18 protein-coding genes are annotated in these 19,594 nt (G+C 63.5%); 12 read left to right on the forward strand and 6 right to left on the reverse strand.

Translation table 11 applies throughout. The annotated features are described in order from the left end of the window. Positions 1-127 precede the first annotated feature (127 nt). The 5 genes from CDQ91_RS21090 to CDQ91_RS18560 all read right to left on the reverse strand — a co-directional run bounded on the left by CDQ91_RS21090 (position 128) and on the right by CDQ91_RS18560 (position 5,310). Positions 128-499 carry a hypothetical protein gene (locus tag CDQ91_RS21090; RefSeq protein WP_144036822.1) on the reverse strand — a complete coding sequence of 124 codons (372 nt, stop codon included), beginning with the start codon at positions 497-499 and terminating at the stop codon, positions 128-130. Between the two features lie 146 nt (positions 500-645). Beyond that, on the reverse strand, positions 646-1,917 hold the full coding sequence (locus tag CDQ91_RS18545; protein ID WP_088474195.1) for an SAM-dependent methyltransferase: 1,272 nt from the start codon (positions 1,915-1,917) through the stop codon (positions 646-648). 41 nt (positions 1,918-1,958) lie between these two features. Continuing rightward, a complete protein-coding gene (locus CDQ91_RS18550; protein WP_088474196.1) occupies positions 1,959-2,726 on the reverse strand; it encodes a molybdopterin-dependent oxidoreductase in 768 nt (255 codons plus the stop codon). Continuing rightward, the gene (locus CDQ91_RS18555; protein WP_088474285.1) at positions 2,723-3,577 is read right to left on the reverse strand and encodes a cytochrome b/b6 domain-containing protein; all 855 of its coding nucleotides are present in this window, start codon (positions 3,575-3,577) and stop codon (positions 2,723-2,725) included. The genes CDQ91_RS18550 and CDQ91_RS18555 overlap by 4 nt, the downstream gene beginning before the upstream one ends. 26 nt (positions 3,578-3,603) lie before the next feature. After that, entirely contained in the window at positions 3,604-5,310 is a 1,707-nt protein-coding gene (locus CDQ91_RS18560; RefSeq protein WP_088474197.1) for a class I adenylate-forming enzyme family protein, read from the reverse strand. Between the two features lie 77 nt (positions 5,311-5,387). Here CDQ91_RS18560 and lgt point away from each other — a divergent pair, with 77 nt between their 5' ends. Genes lgt through CDQ91_RS18590 form a run of 6 tightly spaced genes read left to right on the forward strand, consistent with a single transcriptional unit; the run spans position 5,388 to position 11,420 of the window. Continuing rightward, a complete protein-coding gene (lgt, locus tag CDQ91_RS18565) occupies positions 5,388-6,263 on the forward strand; it encodes a prolipoprotein diacylglyceryl transferase (protein ID WP_088474198.1) in 876 nt (291 codons plus the stop codon). Between the two features lie 52 nt (positions 6,264-6,315). Then, positions 6,316-7,326, forward strand: coding sequence for a class I SAM-dependent methyltransferase (locus CDQ91_RS18570; RefSeq protein WP_088474199.1), 1,011 nt, complete (start codon positions 6,316-6,318; stop codon positions 7,324-7,326). Continuing rightward, on the forward strand, positions 7,323-7,841 hold the full coding sequence (locus CDQ91_RS18575) for a GNAT family N-acetyltransferase (protein WP_088474200.1): 519 nt from the start codon (positions 7,323-7,325) through the stop codon (positions 7,839-7,841). The genes CDQ91_RS18570 and CDQ91_RS18575 overlap by 4 nt, the downstream gene beginning before the upstream one ends. Continuing rightward, positions 7,823-8,599: a peptidoglycan editing factor PgeF gene (gene pgeF / locus CDQ91_RS18580; protein ID WP_088474201.1), complete on the forward strand. Its 777-nt coding sequence runs from the start codon at positions 7,823-7,825 to the stop codon at positions 8,597-8,599. The genes CDQ91_RS18575 and pgeF overlap by 19 nt, the downstream gene beginning before the upstream one ends. Before the next feature lie 33 nt (positions 8,600-8,632). After that, positions 8,633-10,039, forward strand: a complete 1,407-nt coding sequence (locus tag CDQ91_RS18585; RefSeq protein ID WP_088474202.1) for an SLC13 family permease — start codon at positions 8,633-8,635, stop codon at positions 10,037-10,039. 55 nt (positions 10,040-10,094) lie between these two features. Next, positions 10,095-11,420, forward strand: a complete 1,326-nt coding sequence (locus tag CDQ91_RS18590; protein ID WP_088474203.1) for a cystathionine gamma-synthase family protein — start codon at positions 10,095-10,097, stop codon at positions 11,418-11,420. A 32-nt stretch (positions 11,421-11,452) separates the two neighbouring features. On the opposite strand, the gene CDQ91_RS18595 is transcribed toward CDQ91_RS18590, so the two are convergent. Beyond that, entirely contained in the window at positions 11,453-12,163 is a 711-nt protein-coding gene (locus tag CDQ91_RS18595; RefSeq protein ID WP_088474204.1) for an HAD family hydrolase, read from the reverse strand. A gap of 88 nt (positions 12,164-12,251) precedes the next feature. Here CDQ91_RS18595 and CDQ91_RS18600 point away from each other — a divergent pair, with 88 nt between their 5' ends. From CDQ91_RS18600 to CDQ91_RS18625, 6 genes are all read left to right on the forward strand, one after another. Next, positions 12,252-13,358: an MlaE family ABC transporter permease gene (locus tag CDQ91_RS18600; protein ID WP_088474205.1), complete on the forward strand. Its 1,107-nt coding sequence runs from the start codon at positions 12,252-12,254 to the stop codon at positions 13,356-13,358. After that, positions 13,358-14,224, forward strand: a complete 867-nt coding sequence (locus CDQ91_RS18605) for an ABC transporter ATP-binding protein (RefSeq protein WP_237246053.1) — start codon at positions 13,358-13,360, stop codon at positions 14,222-14,224. Before CDQ91_RS18600 ends, CDQ91_RS18605 begins: the two co-directional genes overlap by 1 nt. Further along, the gene (locus CDQ91_RS18610) at positions 14,224-15,165 is read left to right on the forward strand and encodes an MlaD family protein (RefSeq protein ID WP_088474206.1); all 942 of its coding nucleotides are present in this window, start codon (positions 14,224-14,226) and stop codon (positions 15,163-15,165) included. Before CDQ91_RS18605 ends, CDQ91_RS18610 begins: the two co-directional genes overlap by 1 nt. A gap of 11 nt (positions 15,166-15,176) precedes the next feature. Continuing rightward, on the forward strand, positions 15,177-15,776 hold the full coding sequence (locus CDQ91_RS18615) for an ABC-type transport auxiliary lipoprotein family protein (RefSeq protein ID WP_088474207.1): 600 nt from the start codon (positions 15,177-15,179) through the stop codon (positions 15,774-15,776). 232 nt (positions 15,777-16,008) lie between these two features. Then, a complete protein-coding gene (locus tag CDQ91_RS18620) occupies positions 16,009-16,329 on the forward strand; it encodes a DMT family transporter (RefSeq protein WP_088474208.1) in 321 nt (106 codons plus the stop codon). Between the two features lie 382 nt (positions 16,330-16,711). Beyond that, on the forward strand, positions 16,712-19,498 hold the full coding sequence (locus CDQ91_RS18625) for a DUF3857 domain-containing protein (RefSeq protein ID WP_088474209.1): 2,787 nt from the start codon (positions 16,712-16,714) through the stop codon (positions 19,496-19,498). Positions 19,499-19,594: the final 96 nt, after the last annotated feature.

The following is a 19,594-nucleotide window of genomic DNA, read 5'->3' on the forward strand; positions in this document are numbered from 1 at the left end:
TTCGGCAAACTCAAACAGCAACGACGCATCGCAACCCGCTATGACAAAACCCTGCTCTCGTTCGAGAGCTTCCTCAACCTCGCCGCTACGCGCCTATGGCTGAAGTCTTTTGTCAACACGGCCTAGTCTAACGTGCCAAAAAATAGATTATCGCGAGTAGCATCGCCAGCGCTGTCGTCGCGCGTTCAAGGGGAAGTCGGGCGGTAGGCGCTTCAGGTCCGAAACTTGAAATTCCGCCCCCATTTTTCCGAACCATTTCTTCGCGGTGAATTTGTGCGAGAACGATACCGGAATCCCCATTGGCTTCCAAAGGACCGGGCGATCCATAGAGCAATGGGACGTCAGTCAGGAGGTCTCTATTCAAACCTCTTGCTGCTTCGCCGCGCTGCTTCAGATTCCTGGCGAACTCCGTCGCGTCGTCCAAGGCAGGCCGGTGGCTTGGATCGTCTGTAAATATTCTAGCTTTGGCTCGCTCGCTAAACTCCTGTTCGTTCGCCACATCACTTCCCTTCAAGTTTGTGCTTTCAGTAAAGATAGCGCTGGATAGTAAACGAGAAGTTCTGCGCGCAAGCAATGAAGCTGCTCGAGTTTATTGGTCTGCACGCATGCCTACCTAACATGAAGCAGACTGTCCGCTTCCCACCCCTAAGCGGATGTCCGTCCACCTTTCACGTCGCGACGCTGAAGATAGCTTTTTTCGGCCTCGCCCATATAGTCGCGCGTCAGCGGCAGCGCGTGGCGGCTGCGCGCGAACTGGATCTGGTAATTGCCCATGCCGCCGCTTTCGAACGCCGCGGTCGCCCCGGCGAGGTAGAAGGTCCACATGCGGAAAAAGCGCGCGCCCATCATCGCGACGATCTCGCCCTCATGCGCGACCGTCCGCACATACCATTGGCGCAGCGTCAGCGCATAGTGGAGCCGCAGCGTCTCGACATCGGTGGCGATCAGGCGGCTTTTCTCGCTCGCCGCCAGCGTTTCGCTGAGCGCCGGGATATAGCCGCCCGGGAAGATATATTTGCGCGTGAAGGCATCGGTTGCACCGGGTCCGCCGAAGCGGCCGATGGTATGGAGCAGCATCACACCGTCGGCGGTCATCAGATTGGCGGCGGCGCGGAAGAAAGTTTCGAAATTGGCGGCCCCGACATGCTCGAACATGCCGACCGAGACGATACGGTCGAACCGTCCGGGTTCGCGCTCGGCAAGGTCGCGATAGTCGATGAGTTCGAAGCGCACGCGGTCGGCCACCCCGGCGTCCTTTGCGCGCTGCCGCGCGAGCGCGAGCTGTTCTTCGGAAAGGGTAATGCCCAGCACCTCGACCTGTTCGAGCTTCGCCAGCGTGATCGCCATACCGCCCCAGCCGCAGCCGATATCGAGTATCCGTTGCCCCGGTTTCAGCGCCAGCTTGGCGGCGATGTGAGCCTTCTTGGCCACCTGCGCTTCGTCGAGCGTCATGTCCGGCCGCGACCAGTAAGCGCAGCTATATTGCATGTCCTCATCGAGGAAGAGGCGGTAGAGGTCGTTGCCGGTGTCATAATGGTGCGCGACATTGGCGCGCGACTGACGGCGGCGATTGATCGAGTTCAGCCGCGTTTTAATCCCGTCGAACCATTCGCCGACGCGCGTTTTATCCTTGAGCTTCTCGCCGCGATCCCAGGGCGTGTTCATGCGGATCAGGCCGATGAAATCCATGATGTCACCGTCGACCAGTTCCAGATCGCCGTCCATGAAGGCCTCCGCCGCGCCGAGCCGCGGGTCGAGAATGATGCGGCGCATCGCGGCCTTGTGGGCAAAGCGGATGGTGATGTCGGGATAGCCGGGCGCGGATTGCCCGAAGATTTCCGTCGTCCCATCGGGCGCAACGACGGTCAGTCGGCCTTGTCGGACAATTCGGGATAGAAACGGGCGCAATATCGACATGGGAGCAATCTCACAACAGTTCGGGCGCGAGAAGGTTGCGTTCAGATGCCCGCATACCATTCATAATCAACACGATCTTCCCAATATCCGCCCTTGCCTGAACCGATACTGTCAAGGCTAGCGACGACCTCGATCCCGGTCAGATATTTGGCGTGTTTATATCCCAACTGCCGCTCGATGCGCAGCCGCAGCGGCGCGCCGTTTGCGATCGGCAAGACTTGGCCGTTGAGCGCCCAGGCGAGGATTGTTTGCGGGTGCAGCGCGTCGACAAGGTCGCAGCTTTCGTAATAATTGGCGTCACCGATACGGTCGGCGCAGCGGAAGACGATGAAACGCGCACGATCCCTGAGCCCTGCCGCTGCGAGCAGATGGCTCAGCTGCACCCCCGTCCATTCGCCGATCGCGCTCCATCCCTCGACGCAATCGTGACGGGTGATCTGGGTCCGCTGCGGCATCGCGCGAATATCGGCGAGCGACAGCGACAGCGGCGTGTTCACCAGCTCCGACACCGTAACGCGCCAATCGGCAAATCCCCGCGCGGCGTGCGCAGCATAAGCTGCGCCCTCGGGCAGCCGCGTGCCGTTGGGACGGAATGTCGGCGACAGATCGGCGCGGGTGAATTCGCGCGCGAGGGCATTGCGATCGGTCAGCGCGCGCTGGCTATGCTGGTGCATCACCTCGCCCATCGACAGGATTTTGCGCACCACCGGCGCGTCGTTGATCGCGTCGCAGCCCGAAAGCAGCGGCAGCGCGGCGAAACCCGCGGCGCGCGCGATCAACTGGCGGCGCGGAAGGATGAATTCGCTCATGCGCCCTCGCCCCGATCGGGCCGCAGGCGGAACCAGCCCGTGATCATCGAGCGTATCTCGTTCACCGGCCCCGCGAGCAGCACCATGACGATATGGACGAGGAAGAAGGCGACGAGGCCGAAGGCGATAATGAAATGGATCGAACGCGCCGACTGGCGCCCGCCGAACAGATCGAGCAACCACGGCGCGGTGGCGTTGAACCCCGGCGACATGGTGAGCCCGGTTGCGATCATCAGCGGCAGCATGATAAAGATGACCGATATATAGCTGAATTTCTGGAGAATATTATAGCGCGCTGCGGCCTCGCCGGTCGGGAAGCGCAGCCGGGCATGATCCTTGATGTCGCGCCAGATATGCCGCGGCGACCATTCCGCGCGGCGGAGGTGCAAATCCTTGCGCAAATGGCCCCCGAAGACGGTCCACAGCATGTAGAGCGTCAGCCCGATCGACAGCACCCAGGCGAAGAACAAATGCCAGCGCCGCCCATCGGCGAGATTATAGCTGGTCGGGATCGTCGCCCAGCCGGGAAAGGCCCATGTCTGCTCCTCCCCCGTCGCGTCGGTCCAGCGGCCGAGCACGCCGGTCGTCTCGACCCGCCACTCGCCAACGCGCAAATAGCCGGTTTTCGGCGTCGCCCCGATCGCCAGCCACGCCGGGTCGGCATTCGCGCCATATTCGCCCCAATAGAGGCGCGGATGGGCGTTGAAGATCATCAACCCGCTCATCAGCAGGATCAGCAGGGTAACGGCATTGACCCAATGCCAGATGCGGGTGGGCAGTCGGTGGCGATAGACGCGCACCGGCGGCGCAGCTTCGGAAGGAACGACGGGGGCATCCGGCGCGGCCAACATCCCCATTCGCTCCTTCCCTTGATTCGCTACGCGACCGCCTGCGCGCCAAACGCCTCGCGATACTGGTTGCGCAACGAGACCTTGTCGATCTTTTCGCTACCGAGTTTCGGCAAGGCGTCGTTCGACATCCAGATTTGCGCCGGCACCTTATAGGGCGCCAGACGCTGACCTAGGAAGGCACACATCGCATCGGCGTCGACCGTGCTGCCCGGCTTCATCCAGATCACCGCGCCGACGATTTCGCCGAGGCGCTCGTCGGGCAGGCCGAACACCGCGCACTCATTCGCCTCGGGATGCTCGTAGATCGCGGCTTCGACTTCCTGACAGCTGATATTTTCGCCGCCGCGGATGATGATGTCCTTCTTGCGGTCGACGATGAAGAGATAGCCGTCCTCGTCGAGATAGCCGAGGTCGCCCGAACGGAAATAGCCATTGTCGAAGAAGGCCGCCTTTGTCGCCGCTTCATTGTTCCAATAGCCCTCGAAATTGGCGACCGAACGGATGCACACTTCGCCGACCTGACCTTGCGCCAGTTCATTGCCATTGTCGTCGAGGATCGCGAGATCGACGAGCGGCTTCGACGCCGGCCCCGTCGACAGCGGTTTGTCGATGTAATTTTCGTTGAGATTGCCGCAGCCAACGGCGTTGGTTTCGGTAAGGCCATAGCCGAGCAGCGGCTTGCCGCCGTCCATCCCCTCGGCAAGGCGCTTCACATGCTCGGGCGGGCGCGGGGCGCCGCCGGCCGCATAGCTTTTGCACGTCGACAGATCATATTTCGAGCGGTTCGGATGGACGAGAATCTCGTAGCTCATCAGCGGCACGCCGACGAAATAATTGCATTGCTCGTCCTGGATCAGCCGCATCGCCTCCTCGGCGTTCCACTTCGGCATCAGCACCAGTTTGCGGCCGAGCGCGAGGCTCTGCATGAACACCGGAATTTCGGCGGTGACGTGGAAGAGCGGAGTGCAAACCAGCGTCGCAGGCTGAATGTCCGACATCTGGCCGTCCTGCGTCAGCAGAACAACGATGCCCGCGGTCTGGGCGACATAATTGAAGATCGCCTGCACCACCGCTTCATGCCGCGAATAGGCGCCCTTCGACTGGCCGGTCGAGCCCGAGGTGAAGAGGATGGTCGCCAGATCCTGTCCCGTCAGCGTCGGCAACACCGTGTCGGCGCTCCCGCCCGCGCTGGTGATCGGAGCGATCGCCTCGGCAAGGGGTTTGCTGATATCGAGCGTAATCACTTTAGCGCCATGCGTCGCTTCGGCCAGACGCACCGCGCGCTGCGGATCGGCGATGACGAGCTTGGCTTCGCTATCCTCGATCCCCGCGGCAAGCTCGGCGCCCTGCCACCAGCCGTTGAGCAGGGTCGCGCAGCCGCCCGCGATCAGCACGCCCAAATAGGTCACGCACCAGGCATTGGCGTTGCGCATCGCGATCGCGACGCGGTCGCCGCGCTGGACGCCGTGGCCGTCGATCAGCCCGGCCGCGACCTGACGCGCCGCCAAATAGACCTGCTTGAAGCTCAGCCGCTCGTCGCCCTCGACGAGGAAGGTCGCGTCGCCATGCTGCATCGCGAAAAAGGCGACATAATCGGCCAGATTGGTCGGCGCATTGGTGATGAACGGCAGCTGCCGGCCAAAGCGTTCGACGGACCCGATCTGGATCGGCCCACCGGGGCCGGTGATCAGATTAAAGGCAGCTTCCAGGCGCAGATCGAGCGCGGATGGCATGGGGTATCTCTCCTCTTGGTCTCGATGCACTTACCCCTTATGGGGAAGGCCTATCCTGGGGAAGGTCTCGAGAACTTATGTTTCTTTTTGCAACTCTAACCGAAGCAACGCAATATGTGAACTTCCATGATCTGATGGGAGAGAATAGCGAAATCGCGTTCAGCGTCTTCGGTTTGCCCATCCGCTGGTACGCGCTCGCCTATCTCGCCGGCATCTTCCTCGGTTACTGGTATCTGCTCAAGCTGATCGCCCAGCCCGGCGCCCCGATGGCGCGCCGCCACGCCGACGATCTGATCTTCTATGCCATGCTCGGCATCATCATCGGCGGACGGCTTGGCTATGTGCTTTTCTATAATCTCGGCGCCTATCTGGACGACCCGATCGGCATCTTCCGTCTGTGGGACGGCGGCATGTCGCTGCACGGCGGGACGATCGGCGTGCTGATCGCGATCTGGTATATGGCGAAGAAGGACAAGCTCAGCTTCCTGCGTTTTTGCGACTATGTCGCCTGCGTCGTTCCCTTTGGCCTGTTCCTCGGTCGCCTCGCCAATTTCGTGAATGGCGAATTGTGGGGCCGCGCGACGACCGTTCCCTGGGCGATCATCTTTCCGGGCAGCGGCACGATGGACCCGCGCCACCCGAGCCAGCTTTACGAAGCGGGGCTCGAAGGCCTGCTGATGATGGCCATCCTCGCCTTTTTCTTCTGGCGCACCGATGCGCGTTACAAGCCCGGTTTCCTGTTCGGAATGGCGGCGATCATCTATGGCCTCAGCCGCTTCGCGGTCGAGTTTGTGCGCGAACCCGACGTCCAGCTTGGCACCCTGTCGTGGGGGCTGACGATGGGCCAGACGCTGACCGTGCCGATGATCCTGATCGGCGTGTGGCTCGTCGCCACCGCCAAGGGCCGCCGCCAGCGCGTCGAGCCCGTCGCGGGAATCGACAGCATTGCCTGACGGCCCACCAAGCCCCGAGCAGATTATCAGGGATATCGCCGCCGCACGCGCCATGACCGTCGCCGATTATATGGCGGCGGCCAACGCGCATTATTATGCAACGCGCGATCCGCTGGGTGCCGCAGGCGATTTCACCACCGCGCCCGAGATCAGCCAGATGTTCGGCGAAATGGTCGGCATATGGATCGCCGACCTATGGCTGCGCGCGGGAAGCCCCGCCTTTCGCTATGCCGAGCTTGGCCCCGGACGCGGCACGCTCGCCGCCGATGCGCTGCGCGCGATGGCGCGCTTCGGCTGCACGCCGTTGGGGGTCCATCTGGTCGAAACCAGCCCGACGCTGCGCGCGGCGCAACTGGCGCGGCTGCCGACGGCGCAGCATCATGACCATGTCGCCGACCTTCCCCACACCGACGCGGCGATCATCGTCGCCAATGAATTTTTCGACGCGCTGCCGATCCACCAATATGTGAAGACTGCAGACGGCTGGCGCGAGCGGGTGGTGAGACAGCGAGACGGAAAGCTGGTGCCCCTTCCCGGCGACCTTCCGGCCGACGATGCCGTCCCCGCCGCACTGCGCCAGCGGAGCGAGGGCGCGATCGTCGAAACCGCCCCCATCAGCGCCGCGATCATGCAGGAATGTGCCTTTCGCATCGCGCGTCAGGGCGGCGCGATGCTGACAATCGACTATGGTTATCGCGGCCCCGCCGCGGGCGACACTTTGCAGGCGGTCAAGGCGCACGCCTTCGCCGATCCGTTCGTCGATCCGGGCGAGGTTGACCTGACCGCCCATGTCGACTTCACCGCGCTCGCCAACGCCGCGAAGCGCGCCGGGGTCCGCATCATGGGCCCTGTGGGCCAAGGGGCGTGGCTGCAAGCCCTTGGCATCGACGCGCGGGCGCAGGCGCTGGCCCGCGCCGCGCCCGGTCGTGCCGACGAACTGGCGGCGCAACGCGACCGGCTGGTGAAGCCCGACGCGATGGGCGAATTGTTCAAGGTCATGGCCATCCACGCGCCGGGCTGGCCCCACCCCGAAGGATTTGGCGCGACTGGAAAGGCAGCATGACGAATTTGATTCTGGCCCGCGACGAAGATGCCGAGGCTCTGAGCCGCTTCGCGACCGAGGCCTTCAAACGCACCTTCGGCCATATTTATGACCCCGCCGATCTGGCGACCTTCCTGACCGACTGGAATCCACCCGAACGCATCCGCGCCCAGCTGGCCGATCCCGACTGGACGATCGCGCTGGCCCGCGGCGAGGACGGCGAAATTGCGGGTTTCGTTAAAATGGGGCCGATCGATTTCAACCTTCCCGCGGGCCAGCCGGGCAACGATGCGACCGAGCTCCACCAGCTTTATGTCGGCGAGGCCGCGAAGGGCACCGGCATCGCCGCGGCGCTGATGGAATGGGGGATTGCGTGGGCGCGCGAGCGCGCGTCGATCCTCTACCTCTCGGTCTTCACCGAAAACCCGCGCGCGCAGGCCTTTTATCGCCGCTATGGCTTCGTCGATGTCGGCCGCAACCCGTTTCGCGTCGGCAATCATATCGACGAGGACCGGATATGGAGACTCGACCTGTGACAGTCCCTTTCGCCACCGCACCGTCGTTGGGCGACATCGCGCATGGCTTTTTCGGACGCCGCGGCGGGGTGTCGACCGGCGAGCTCGCCTCGCTCAACTGCGGACTGGGATCGAACGACGATCCCGCGCTGATCGCCGAGAACCGGCGGCGTGTGACCGATGCGGTGCTGCCCGGTGCAACGCTGACCGGCCTCTATCAGGTCCATGGCAACCGCTGCCTTATCGTCGACGGTGACAGCGATCTGGCCGCGCGGCCCGAGGCCGATGCGCTCGCGACGCGAACCCCCGGCATTTTGCTCGGTATCCTGACCGCCGACTGTGTGCCGGTGCTGTTCGCCGATCCCGAAGCAGGCGTCGTGGGCGCGGCCCACGCTGGATGGAAAGGCGCGCTGGCAGGCGTCACCGACGCGACGATCGCCGCGATGGAAAGCCTCGGCGCCACCCGCGCCAACATCGCGGTCGCGATCGGACCGTGCATCGCGCGTGCTTCCTACGAGGTCGACGAGAATTTCGTGGAGCGTTTCACCGCCGACGATCCCGCCAACGAGCATTTCTTCGCCGCGGGACGACCGGGCCATGCGATGTTCGACATCGCCGCCTATGTCGCCGCGCGCGTCGCGGCGGCGGGGGTGCGGCGAATTGCCATCGGCGGGCAGGACACCTATGTCGAGGCCGAGGATTATTTCAGCTATCGCCGCGCGTGCCATAAAAATGAAAACAGCTATGGCCGCCAATTGTCGGTGATCGGCCTGAAATAGCGACGGACGAACAACGACATATAAGGGGGACGGATGACACAAACGCGCCTGTGGGGGCTCGGCGGCGGCCTCGCCGTCTTTATCGCGATGCTGATGCTTCCGGCCCCGGCGGGTATGGAAACCACCGCCTGGCACGTCGCCGCGATGACGGTGCTGATGGCGATCTGGTGGATGACCGAGGCGCTGCCGCTGACCGTCACCGCGCTCCTGCCCTTCCTGCTCGTCCCGGCCTTCGGGGTGATGGACGCCAATGCCATCGCCAAGGAATATTATTCGCCGATCCTGTTCCTGATCCTCGGCGGTGCCTTTCTCGCGCTCGCGATCGAGCGCGTCGGGCTGCACCGGCGGCTCGCGCTGGCACTGCTCAAACGCGCGGCTCCGACCGGGACCGGATTGCTCTTCGCGTTCATGGCAGCGACCGCGCTGCTCAGCATGTTCATATCGAACACTTCGACCACGCTGATCATGATCCCGATCGCGCTCGCGGTCGTCCGCGCCGGCGGGATTGGCGAAGGCGAGACGAACGGCTTTGCCGGCGCGGTGATGATGGGCATCGCCTTCGCCGCGTCGCTCGGCGGGCTCGGCACGCTGGTCGGCAGCCCGACCAACGCGATCGCAGCGGCCCTCATCGAAAAGTCGCTGGGTCTGCGCATTTCCTTCCTCGACTGGGCGATCTATGGCGTCCCCATCGTGCTGCTTTCCATCCCGATCGCGATGGTCATCATCGCGCGAGTCCAGCGGCTCGCCGACCATCCCTTCGACGGCCGGAAAGCCGCCGCCGCGCTCGGTAATCAGGCGATCTGGTCGACCGCCGAGCGCCGCGTCGTCCCCGTCTTCCTGCTCGTCCTCACCGCCTGGATCGCGCAGCCTTGGCTCGAGCCCTATCTGCCCAAGGGGGCTCTGACCGACGGCACCATCGCCGTCGCCGGAAGCCTGCTGCTCTTCGTCCTGCCCGACGGCACCGGCCGGCCTTTGCTCGTCTGGAAAGAGGCCGACCGCGCGCCATGGGGCGTGATCATGATGTTCGGCGGCGGCCTTGCGCTCGCCGCCGCGATCACCGCCAGCGGGCTGGCCGCATGGCTCGGTGCGGTGCTCGCGCCGCTCGGCAGCATCCCCACGATCCTGCTCGCGGCGATCATCGTCGCGCTGACGATCCTGGTCACCGAATTCGCCAGCAATGTCGCGACCGCAAGCGGGATCATGCCCGTACTCGCGGCACTGATCGCGACGACCGGCGTCGATCCGGTCCTGCTCGCCCTGCCCGTCGCGATGGCGGCAAGCTGGGGCTTCATGCTGCCGTCGGGGACCGGACCCAATGCGCTCGCCTGGGCGACCGACCATATCGCGCTGCCGCGCATATTGAAGGCGGGCCTCGCGCTCGACATCATCGGCGTGCCTTTGCTGATCGGGGTGATCTGGGCGATCGCAATGCTGGGGTGACCCCGGGGCAAAAGGTCGCTAGTTTCCGTTGAAACCATTTTATCGGAGTTACCCCATGCCCCCCATCGACAATAGCGACCTGACCGGCACCACTTCGCGCCGCAAGCCGAAGAAGGACGTCACCGAAATCGGCGGCCATCCGCTGTCGCCGTCGACGCTGATGATGGGCTATGGCTATGACCCGATGCTGTCCGAAGGATCGCTCAAGCCGCCGATCTTCCTGACCTCGACCTTCGCCTTCGAAAGCGCGGCGGCGGGCAAACGCCATTTCGAAGGCATCACCGGCAAGCGCCCCGGCGGCGCCGACGGCCTCGTCTATTCGCGCTTCAACGGCCCGAATCAGGAAATCCTCGAGGCCCGCCTCGGCGTATGGGAAAAGGCCGAGGATGCGCTGGTCTTTTCCAGCGGCATGTCGGCGATCGCGACGCTGCTGCTCGCCCATGTCAGCATGAACGACGTGATCGTCCATTCGGGTCCGCTCTATGCCGCGACCGAAACGCTGATCGCGCGCATCCTGTCGCGTTTCGGCGCCACCTATGTCGACTTCCCCGCCGAAGCATCGCGCGCCGAGATGGATGCGATTCTGGAACGCGCAAAGGAAATGGCGGCGGCGCAGGGCGGGAAGGTCGCGATGGTCTATCTCGAAAGCCCGGCAAACCCTACCAACGCGCTCGTCGATGTCGAGGCGATGCGCGCCGCAGTGACCGCCGCCTTTCCCGAAGGCGCACAGCCGCCGATCGCGATCGACAATACCTTCCTCGGCCCGCTCTGGTCGAAACCGCTCGCGCATGGCGCCGACATCGTCCTCTATAGCCTGACCAAATATGCCGGCGGCCACAGCGATCTGGTCGCGGGCGGCGTGCTGGGGTCAAAGCATTGGCTCGGCCCCATTCGCATGATGCGCAACACGATCGGCACGATCTGCGACCCGCACACCGCGTGGATGCTGCTGCGCAGCCTCGAAACCGTCGAGCTGCGGATGAGCCGTGCGGGTGAAAATGCCGAAAAGGTCTGCGCTTACCTGCGTGATCATCCCAAGGTCGATGGGCTCGGCTATCTCGGCTTCCTGAAAGACGGGTCGCAAAAGGATATTTTCGACCGCCACTGCACCGGTGCCGGATCGACCTTTTCGCTGTTCATCAAGGGCGGCGAGGAAGAGAGTTTCCGCTTCCTCGACGCGCTGAAGATCGCCAAACTCGCGGTCAGCCTCGGCGGCACCGAAACCCTCGCCAGCCACCCGGCCGCGATGACGCATTTGTCGGTTCCCGACGCGCGCAAAAAGGCAATGGGAATCACCGACAATCTGGTGCGCATCTCGATCGGGATCGAAGATGCGAACGACCTGATCGCCGATTTCGAACAGGCGCTGACGGCGGTTTGAGCTTGCTCCCCCTCCCGCTTGCGGGAGGGGCCTTACTTTCGCGCGCGCCAGTCGACGACTTGCCACCCCATGCGTGGCGCCAGCCGCTTGAGCTTTCGCGACGGCGTCGTCGCCACCGCCTCGTCGGCGAAGCGCAGCATCGGGTGATCGGACACATGGTCCGAATAAGCCCGGATATGGGCGCCATCGCGGGTGATCGCGTTCGCGGCCAGCCAGTCGGCGATCCGCGCGAACTTCGCCTCGCCATAGCAATTGTCGCCCGCCAGCCGGGCATGGATATGGTCGGCGCCGTCGGGCTCGTCGAGCCGCGTCGCGAGCACGTCATCGATGCCCAGCCGCCGCGCAATCGCGTCGACATAAAGATGAAAGGATGCGGTCGCGAGCAACAGGCGATATCCGGCCTCACGATCGGCCGCGATCTGTTCGAGCGCGGCGGGATGTAGCCCGCCAGCGACCACCTTGTCGGCATAGCTTTCCGCGAGCGGCAGGATTTCGGCGCGCGCAAAGCGCTTGCCGACGAGCAGGCGCAGGTTGATCGCCTTCAATCGCGAACGGTCGATCAGGCGGAGCGAGTAAGCCGCCCCGGCGATTCCGACGAGCGGCAACAGCAGCAGTCGCCACTGCTGACGCCGGCGCGCCACATGGATCAAAAAACCGCTGTAGGTCCCCGCGCGGGTGATCGTGCGGTCCATATCGTACATGGCAACGCGGTGGGCGTAGTCGGGGGTCGGCGGCACTTCCATCCCCCGCTCATAGGGCCGCGCCGCCCGGCGGCCAAGGGGCGGGATTCACTTGCCGTTCCAGGGCAAATCCTCCAATGTCCTCCGCACGATGGTGGCCAGTGCGGATTTCGAACATAGCGAGGGTGCCAGTGGCGCCGAGGTCCGGTTTTCGGGTCGGCTGACGCTCGCGCGCCTAGGCGATGTGCCCACACGGCTTGGCGAGCTTGGCCCCATTTCAACGCTCGACCTGTCGTCCATCGACCGAATCGACACCGTCGGCGCGTGGATCGTAACGCGCACGGTCAACGAACATGGCGCCAAGGTCATCGGTGCGAGCGACGAGGCACGCCGCCTGCTCGACGCCCTTGCGAGCGACAAGAGCGAATATCGCGTCCACAACGACCGCCGCCCGGCATGGCTCCGCATGCTCGATCAAATCGGCACCGCCAGCCGTTCGATCTGGCACGAACTGCTGGGCATCGTCGATTTTTTCGGCGCGATGATCATCGCGCTCGGCATCCAGATTCGCGCGCGCCGCCGTCTGCGCTGGAACGCCATCGTCACCCGTTTCCAGACCGTCGGCCTCGACGCCCTGCCGATCATCGGCCTGATGAGCTTCCTGATCGGCATCGTCATCGCGCAGCAGGGCGCGGTACAGTTGCGGCAGTTCGGGCTGGAGGTGTTCACGATCAACCTCGTCGGCCGCGCCTCGATCCGCGAACTGGGTCTGCTCATGACCGCGATCATGGTCGCGGGCCGGTCGGGGTCGGCCTTTGCCGCGCAGATCGGCACGATGAAGCTGACCGAAGAGATTGACGCGATGCGGACGATCGGCGTGTCACCGATGGAAGCGATTGTGCTGCCCCGCGTCGCGGCGGCGACGATCACCATGCCGCTGCTCGGCTTTTACGCCAGCATTTGTGCGATCATGGGCGGCGGCGCCTTTGTCTGGGTCGGGCTCGATATGCCGCCGCTGACCTATATCCAGCGGCTGCGCGAAATCATCCCGATGACCGATTTCTGGATCATGCTGATCAAGGCACCCGTGTTCGGCCTGCTGATCGGCGTCACCGGTTGTTACGAAGGGATGCAGGTGCGCCAGAACGCCGAGGAAGTCGGCAAACGCACGACGTCGGCCGTGGTCGCCGCGATCTTCCTCGTCATCGTCCTCGACGCGATGTTCGCCGTCTTCTTCTCGTCGATCGGGTGGAATTGATGAGCGACGAGACCCGGGCCGAGATTCAGGAAGAGCTGGCGGCCGCCGACGCCGTGCGCCCCGAAAAGTTCGACTATGCGATCCGTATTCGCGGGCTGCGCAACCAGTTCGGCGAAGCGGTGATCCACGAGGGGCTCGACCTCGACGTCCGCTCGGGCGAAATATTGGGCGTCGTCGGCGGATCGGGGACCGGAAAATCGGTACTGATGCGTTCGATCGTCGGGCTGCAAACCCCGGCGGCGGGCGAGATCGAGGTCTATGGAAAGACGCTCGACACCATCGCCAATGAAGAAGAATCGCGCGACCTGCGCCGCCGTTGGGGCGTGATGTTTCAGGGCGGCGCGCTCTTCTCGACGCTGAGCGTCGCCGAGAATATTCAGGTCCCGCTGCGCGAATATTATCCGCGGCTCGACCAGCAGCTTCTCGACGAAATCGCCGCCTATAAGGTTGCGATGGTCGGCCTTCCCCCCGACGCCGGTCCCAAATTTCCCGCCGAACTGTCGGGCGGTATGGTCAAGCGCGCCGGGCTCGCCCGCGCGCTCGCGCTCGACCCCGCGCTGCTCTTCCTCGACGAACCAACCGCTGGTCTCGACCCGATCGGCGCCGCGAAATTCGACGAACTGATCCGCGAACTCGCCGATACGATGGGCCTGACCGTCTTTCTGATCACCCATGATCTCGATACGCTTTACGCCACCTGCGACCGGGTCGCGGTGCTCGCGGAAAAGAAGGTGATCGCGGTCGGGACGATCCCGGAACTGCTTGCCACCGAGCATCCGTGGATACAGGATTATTTCAACGGGCCGCGTGGCCGCGCCGCAGCGGGCTGCAATATCGCCGCCGAGCGGCAGGATAGGAAAAGCTGATGGAAACACGGTCGAACAATGTGCTGGTTGGCGCCTTCGTCCTGCTGTTCACGGCGGCGCTTGCCTTTTTCGTCGTCTGGCTCGCCAACGACAGCGGCGGGCCCAAGCGCGAATTTGATATTTTCTTCAAACAATCGGTCGACGGGCTGACCAAGGGCGCGCAGGTCCAATATTCGGGTGTGCCGGTCGGCCAGGTCCGCGAAATCGCGCTGCTTCCCGACGACCCGCAATTCGTCCGCGTCCGCATCGAGGTCAATGAAGGCATCCCGATCGTTCAGGGCACCACCGCAGCGCTCGAAGGCGTCGGCTTTACCGGTGTCTCGCAGATTTCGCTCAACGGCGGGGTCAAGGGCGCGCCGCCGATCGCCGACAAGGGCCCCGCGGGAAAACCGGTGATTCCCAACCGCATGGGCGGGCTCGGCGAATTGCTCAACACCGCGCCGCAACTGCTTCAGCGGCTGTCGACGCTGACCGAACGGCTCGCCGAGCTGGCCGATGATGAAAATCAGGCGAGCTTCACCGGCATCCTGAAAAATGTCGAACAGTCGACCGCAATCCTCGCGCGCAACGGCCCCGCGATCGAAAAGGCGCTCGCCGATACACGCATCGCGATCCAGCAGACGGGCAATGCCGCAGAGCAGATCGGCAGCCTCGCGGCGTCGGCGCAGGGCACGATCGATCGCAACGTCGACCCGGCAATGGCCAATTTGCGCGACACGCTGAAATCGGCGAGCGCATCGATGGCGACGCTCGAAGGCGCGATCGCCGACGCACGACCCGGGCTTCAGACCTTCAGCGAAACGACCATTCCCGAAGCCAATGCGTTGATCCGCGACCTGCGCCGCACGTCGTCCACCCTGTCCAGCCTGACCGACAAGCTCGACCAGCAGGGCGCGGGTGCGGTCATCGGCGGCAACAAGCTGCCGGATTACAAGCCATGAGGATCCTGTCTATGACCCGCCGTCTTCGCATGCCCCTGCTCCTGGCCCTTGGCGCCGTGTCGCTTTCGGCCTGCGTCAGTTTCGGTGCCAAGCCGCCGCCCTTCCTGCTCACGCTCGACGCCGATGCCGCCCCGGCGGCAGGCGCGGCACGCACCGCCGCCGACGCAGCAACCCTGACGATCCTGATCCCCACCGCGCCGCAAAAACTGCGCACGGTTCGTATCCCGGTCCAGCAAGGCGCCGGCAGCGTTGCCTATGTGAAGGATGCGCAGTGGGTTGAGGCGCCGTCGCGCCTCTTCCAGCGGCTGCTCTCCGAAACCGTGTCGGCGCGCACGTCGCGCGTCGTCCTCGACGAAGGCCAATATCTGACCGCGCCGGGCGAACAGCTCGCCGGACAGCTGATGGAATTCGGCGTCGACGAGCAGACCAACGAAGCGGTCGTCGTCTATCAGGCGATGCTGGTATCGACGGCGGGCAAGAGCGTCACCCAGCGGCGTTTCGAGGCCCGCGAAGCGCTCGGCGGCAAGGTCGAGGCGAAGGCCGCAGGTGCCGCACTGACCCGCGCGGCCAACAAGGTCGCCACCGATGTAGCGGGCTGGCTGGGGTCATAGAACGTCGCCCCTCCCCTCCCGCAAGCGGGAGGGATAGCGAGACTTGCGGACTTGTTCCGCTAGTCGCAGCGGGGTGGGACGCACGGCCACGCGTCAAACATACCCCGGGTTGCCATTTCACACCGCTGGTCCTAATGGCGCCCGCACAACATCGCCTGTCGATACGCGCAGCCTCTTTCGGGTTTCCGGTTTGCGCCCATTTCTTTCGAGCCCGCACTCGAAGGAATTTGATATGGCGTGGATCATCCTCGCAATCGCCGTCTGCACCGAAATCGTCTGGGCGCTCAGCCTGAAATGGGCCGCAACCGTCGGCACATGGCAAGCCTCGATCGTTCCCGTTTCCTTGAGCTTTGTGAATATGGCGCTGCTTGCCTTTGCGATGCGCGGCATTTCGGCCGGCACGGCTTATGCGATCTGGACAGGGCTCGGCGCCGTCGGCGTCATCATCGGCGGGATCATCTATTTTGACGAGAAGGTGAATGGCGTACAAATGGGCTTCATGGCGCTGATCGTCATCGGCGTTGTCGGCACGAAGCTGTTTTCTTCGACCTGATTTGCAAACGGCAAAGCGGGACTCGGCGCCCGGGAACAAGCTGGAGTTGATACGGCGTGTTTCAGATCAGACCATCTCACGGCAAATAAACGATCCATGGCTTTTTTGCCCGCAAATGTCGAAGGTAAGTTGGGCTACGCTCCCACGCCCATCATATAATTGGGGTCGCGGATCTTTGGTGACGAACGCCTGGTCTTGTTTCCGCGGGAATGACACGAAAAACGCTGGGACGCGATCATCTGCCCGCCCCACCCGCAAGCATTGGAGAAGATAAAGTGTCAAAAACGGGTATCTCCTCCAACTAACACCATCTTGCGTCCTGTCGCACATTGCCGCCACGGCGACTCTTGACTAGGCTCCTCCAAACTGGGGAGCGAATATCTTGGATTATAAAGTTTATCTCGCCATTACGGCGATATCTTTTGCGACGCCGGTGGTTGCGGCTGACGCGCCGCTCTATGCGCCGCCGGGCGCTTGGGTCACACCGAACAAGGCTCCGCTGACCGACGGAACGGACGCACGGCCATGGCTGCTCCTCGACCGGCAAATATTGATCGAAGGGGACAAAAGATCGACCTTCGCTGACAGCGCCTTTCGCATCCAGACAGCGGAGGCGCTGCGGAACTGGAGCGACATGAGCTTCGATTGGCAACCCGACCGCGGCGATCTGATTGTCCACAAGATCGAGATCATCCGCGATGGCAAACCGATCGACCTGCTTGCGCAGGGGCTGAAACTCAACGTGCTGCGGCGTGAAAAAGATCTGGAGCAGCGCGCGATCGATGGGCAACTGACCGCGATAGCGCCCATCGAGGATTTGCGCGTTGGCGACACAGTCCGTTTTTCAACGACACATGTCGAACGCACGTCCGTGCTCAAGGGCAATGGCGAGGCGGTGATCGATCTGCCCGCCGAACCGGCGCCGATCGCGACCGGGTCGGTACGAATATTGTGGCCGAAGGACCTTCCCGTCAAATGGAAGATGTTCGGCAAGGGTATCGCGCCTGCGGAAAGCGATCAGGCCGGCTATCATATCCTCACACAATCTTCCCCGCTCACCAAACAGGACGAAATGCCGCAGGATGCGCCATTGCGTTTCCGCCGGATGCCCGGGCTCGAATTCTCGACTTTCACCTCCTGGGCGGATTTGTCGCGTACGATCGCGCCGGTCTATGCGACCGCAGGCACGATCAAGGACGGCGGGGCACTCGCGATCGAAATCGAACGGATCGCCGCCACAACCGTCGATCCAAAGGCGCGTGCCAACGCTGCGCTGCGCCTCGTACAGAACGAAATCCGCTATCTTTATCGCGGAATGGAGAATGGCAATTATGTGCCGCAGTCCCCGGAAGCGACATGGTCGCTCCGTTATGGCGACTGCAAGGCGAAGACGCTGCTCTTGCTCGCGATACTCGACCGCCTGGGTATCGAGGCGCGCGCGGCGCTTGTTCATTCGACATCCGGTGATTTTCTGCGTGACCGGTTGCCGACGCTTGGCGCCTTCGACCATGTTATCGTCGAAGCCAGGATCGACGGCATCGACCATTGGCTGGACGGTACGACCGCGGGTACGCATATCGAAGACTTGGCCGATGTGCCTTCCTTTGCCTTCACGCTGCCGCTGACACGCGAGGGTCATGATATCGCGGCGCTTCCGGAGCGGCGCCCGGCACGGCCGCAAATGGCGATCGCCATCGACTATGACCAGTCGGCGGGCACGGCCTTTCCGCCGCTGTTCGATCTCACCTTCACGCTTCGTGGCGCGATGGCCGCACCGCTGGCAACATGGAAGGCGCAGGCAAAACCCGATCAGCTTCGCGAGTTCGCGCAGGCTACGCTTGGCAACTTTATCAGCAACGGCGTGATCTACAGCCGCTCGATCGAGATCGACGAGAAACGGGGACTTGGCACGATCCGCGCCAAGGGTATCGGCAATCTGATCTGGGATCGCAGCGAAGAACGCCCCTATCTTGCGATCAATGGGATGATCGGCGATTTCAAGCTCGAAATCGACCGCGCGCGGGCCGCCTGGCGGGACATTCCCGTCGCTACCGGCAATCCGATGTACATGGAGTATCGGGTCGGCCTGACGCTCCCGCGTGAAGCCTCTTTCGCGGCCGAAGGTGAAGCGCAGACCGATCGCGAGATCGCCGGATTTGTCTTGAAACGCGACGCGCGGCTGGACGGAAACCGGTTCGAAGATCATGAGAGCATGTGGACAAAGGGCATCGAGTTGCCCGCCAGTGCGCTTCCAGCTGCGCGCGCACAGGCGGCGGCGCTCAAGAAAAACCAATTTCGTTTGCGCGCGCCCGCAGGCTATCCGTCACGAGTCGAAGAAATTGCGAGCGCTCGAAAAGGGAGTCGCCTCGCCCCGCTTCTCGCCGCCTATCAGAAAGCGATTGACGATAATCCCGACGAAGCGGCCAACTATCTGAACCGTGCGGCCTTCAACAGTGGCATCTTCGACTATAAGTCGGCGATCCCCGACTATGATGCCGCAATCGCGCGCGCGCCGACCGCAGAGATATATCAACAGCGGGCCTGGCTGAACGCCATGCTTGGCGACAATGCGCGGGCGCTGGCGGATGTCGAGGAGGCGTTGGCGCTCAATCCCGGATCGACAGACGCGCTCGCGCAAAAAGTCGGCTTGCTCACCGAATTGGACCGAACCGCCGACGCAATCGCGATCGCCGATGAACAGATGGCAGGCGCCAAGGACAAGCGCGATTGGGTCACCCTCAAGGCAGAAGCGCTCGGCAGAGCCGCTCGCGCCGAAGAAGGTGCGGTGTTGCTCACAGAAGCGCTCGGCGACCGCCCCGGCGACGCCTTCCTGCTCAACGCATTATGCTGGCTTCGCGGAGTACGCGAGATCCAGCTGGATGTCGCACTCAAGGGCTGCACGCGCGCGATCGAGCTGAGCGAGAACGCCGCCGAGGCACTCGACAGCCGGGCGATGATCTATTTCAGGCTCGGCCGGGCCGAGGAAGCGCGCGCCGATCTGGATGCCGCGCTGAAGCTCAACCCCGGCGAGCCCACTTCGCTCTATATGCGAGGGATCATCCGTGGTCGTAGCGAAGACAAGGTCGGCGCGCTCGCCGACCTGACCCTCGCCCGACTTCAAAATGGCCAGATCGACAAAATCTATGCCGGATATGGGATCAAGCCGTGATCGGCGGCAATGCGGCGCAAAAGCCGCCGCATCGTTGATCGCCCTGAAACTCTGGGTCGCCATTCCCGGCGCGCGATAACATCGGCGTTCCCGGGA

It is taken from the genome of Sphingopyxis witflariensis (assembly GCF_002205635.1).
GTDB lineage: Bacteria > Pseudomonadota > Alphaproteobacteria > Sphingomonadales > Sphingomonadaceae > Sphingopyxis > Sphingopyxis witflariensis.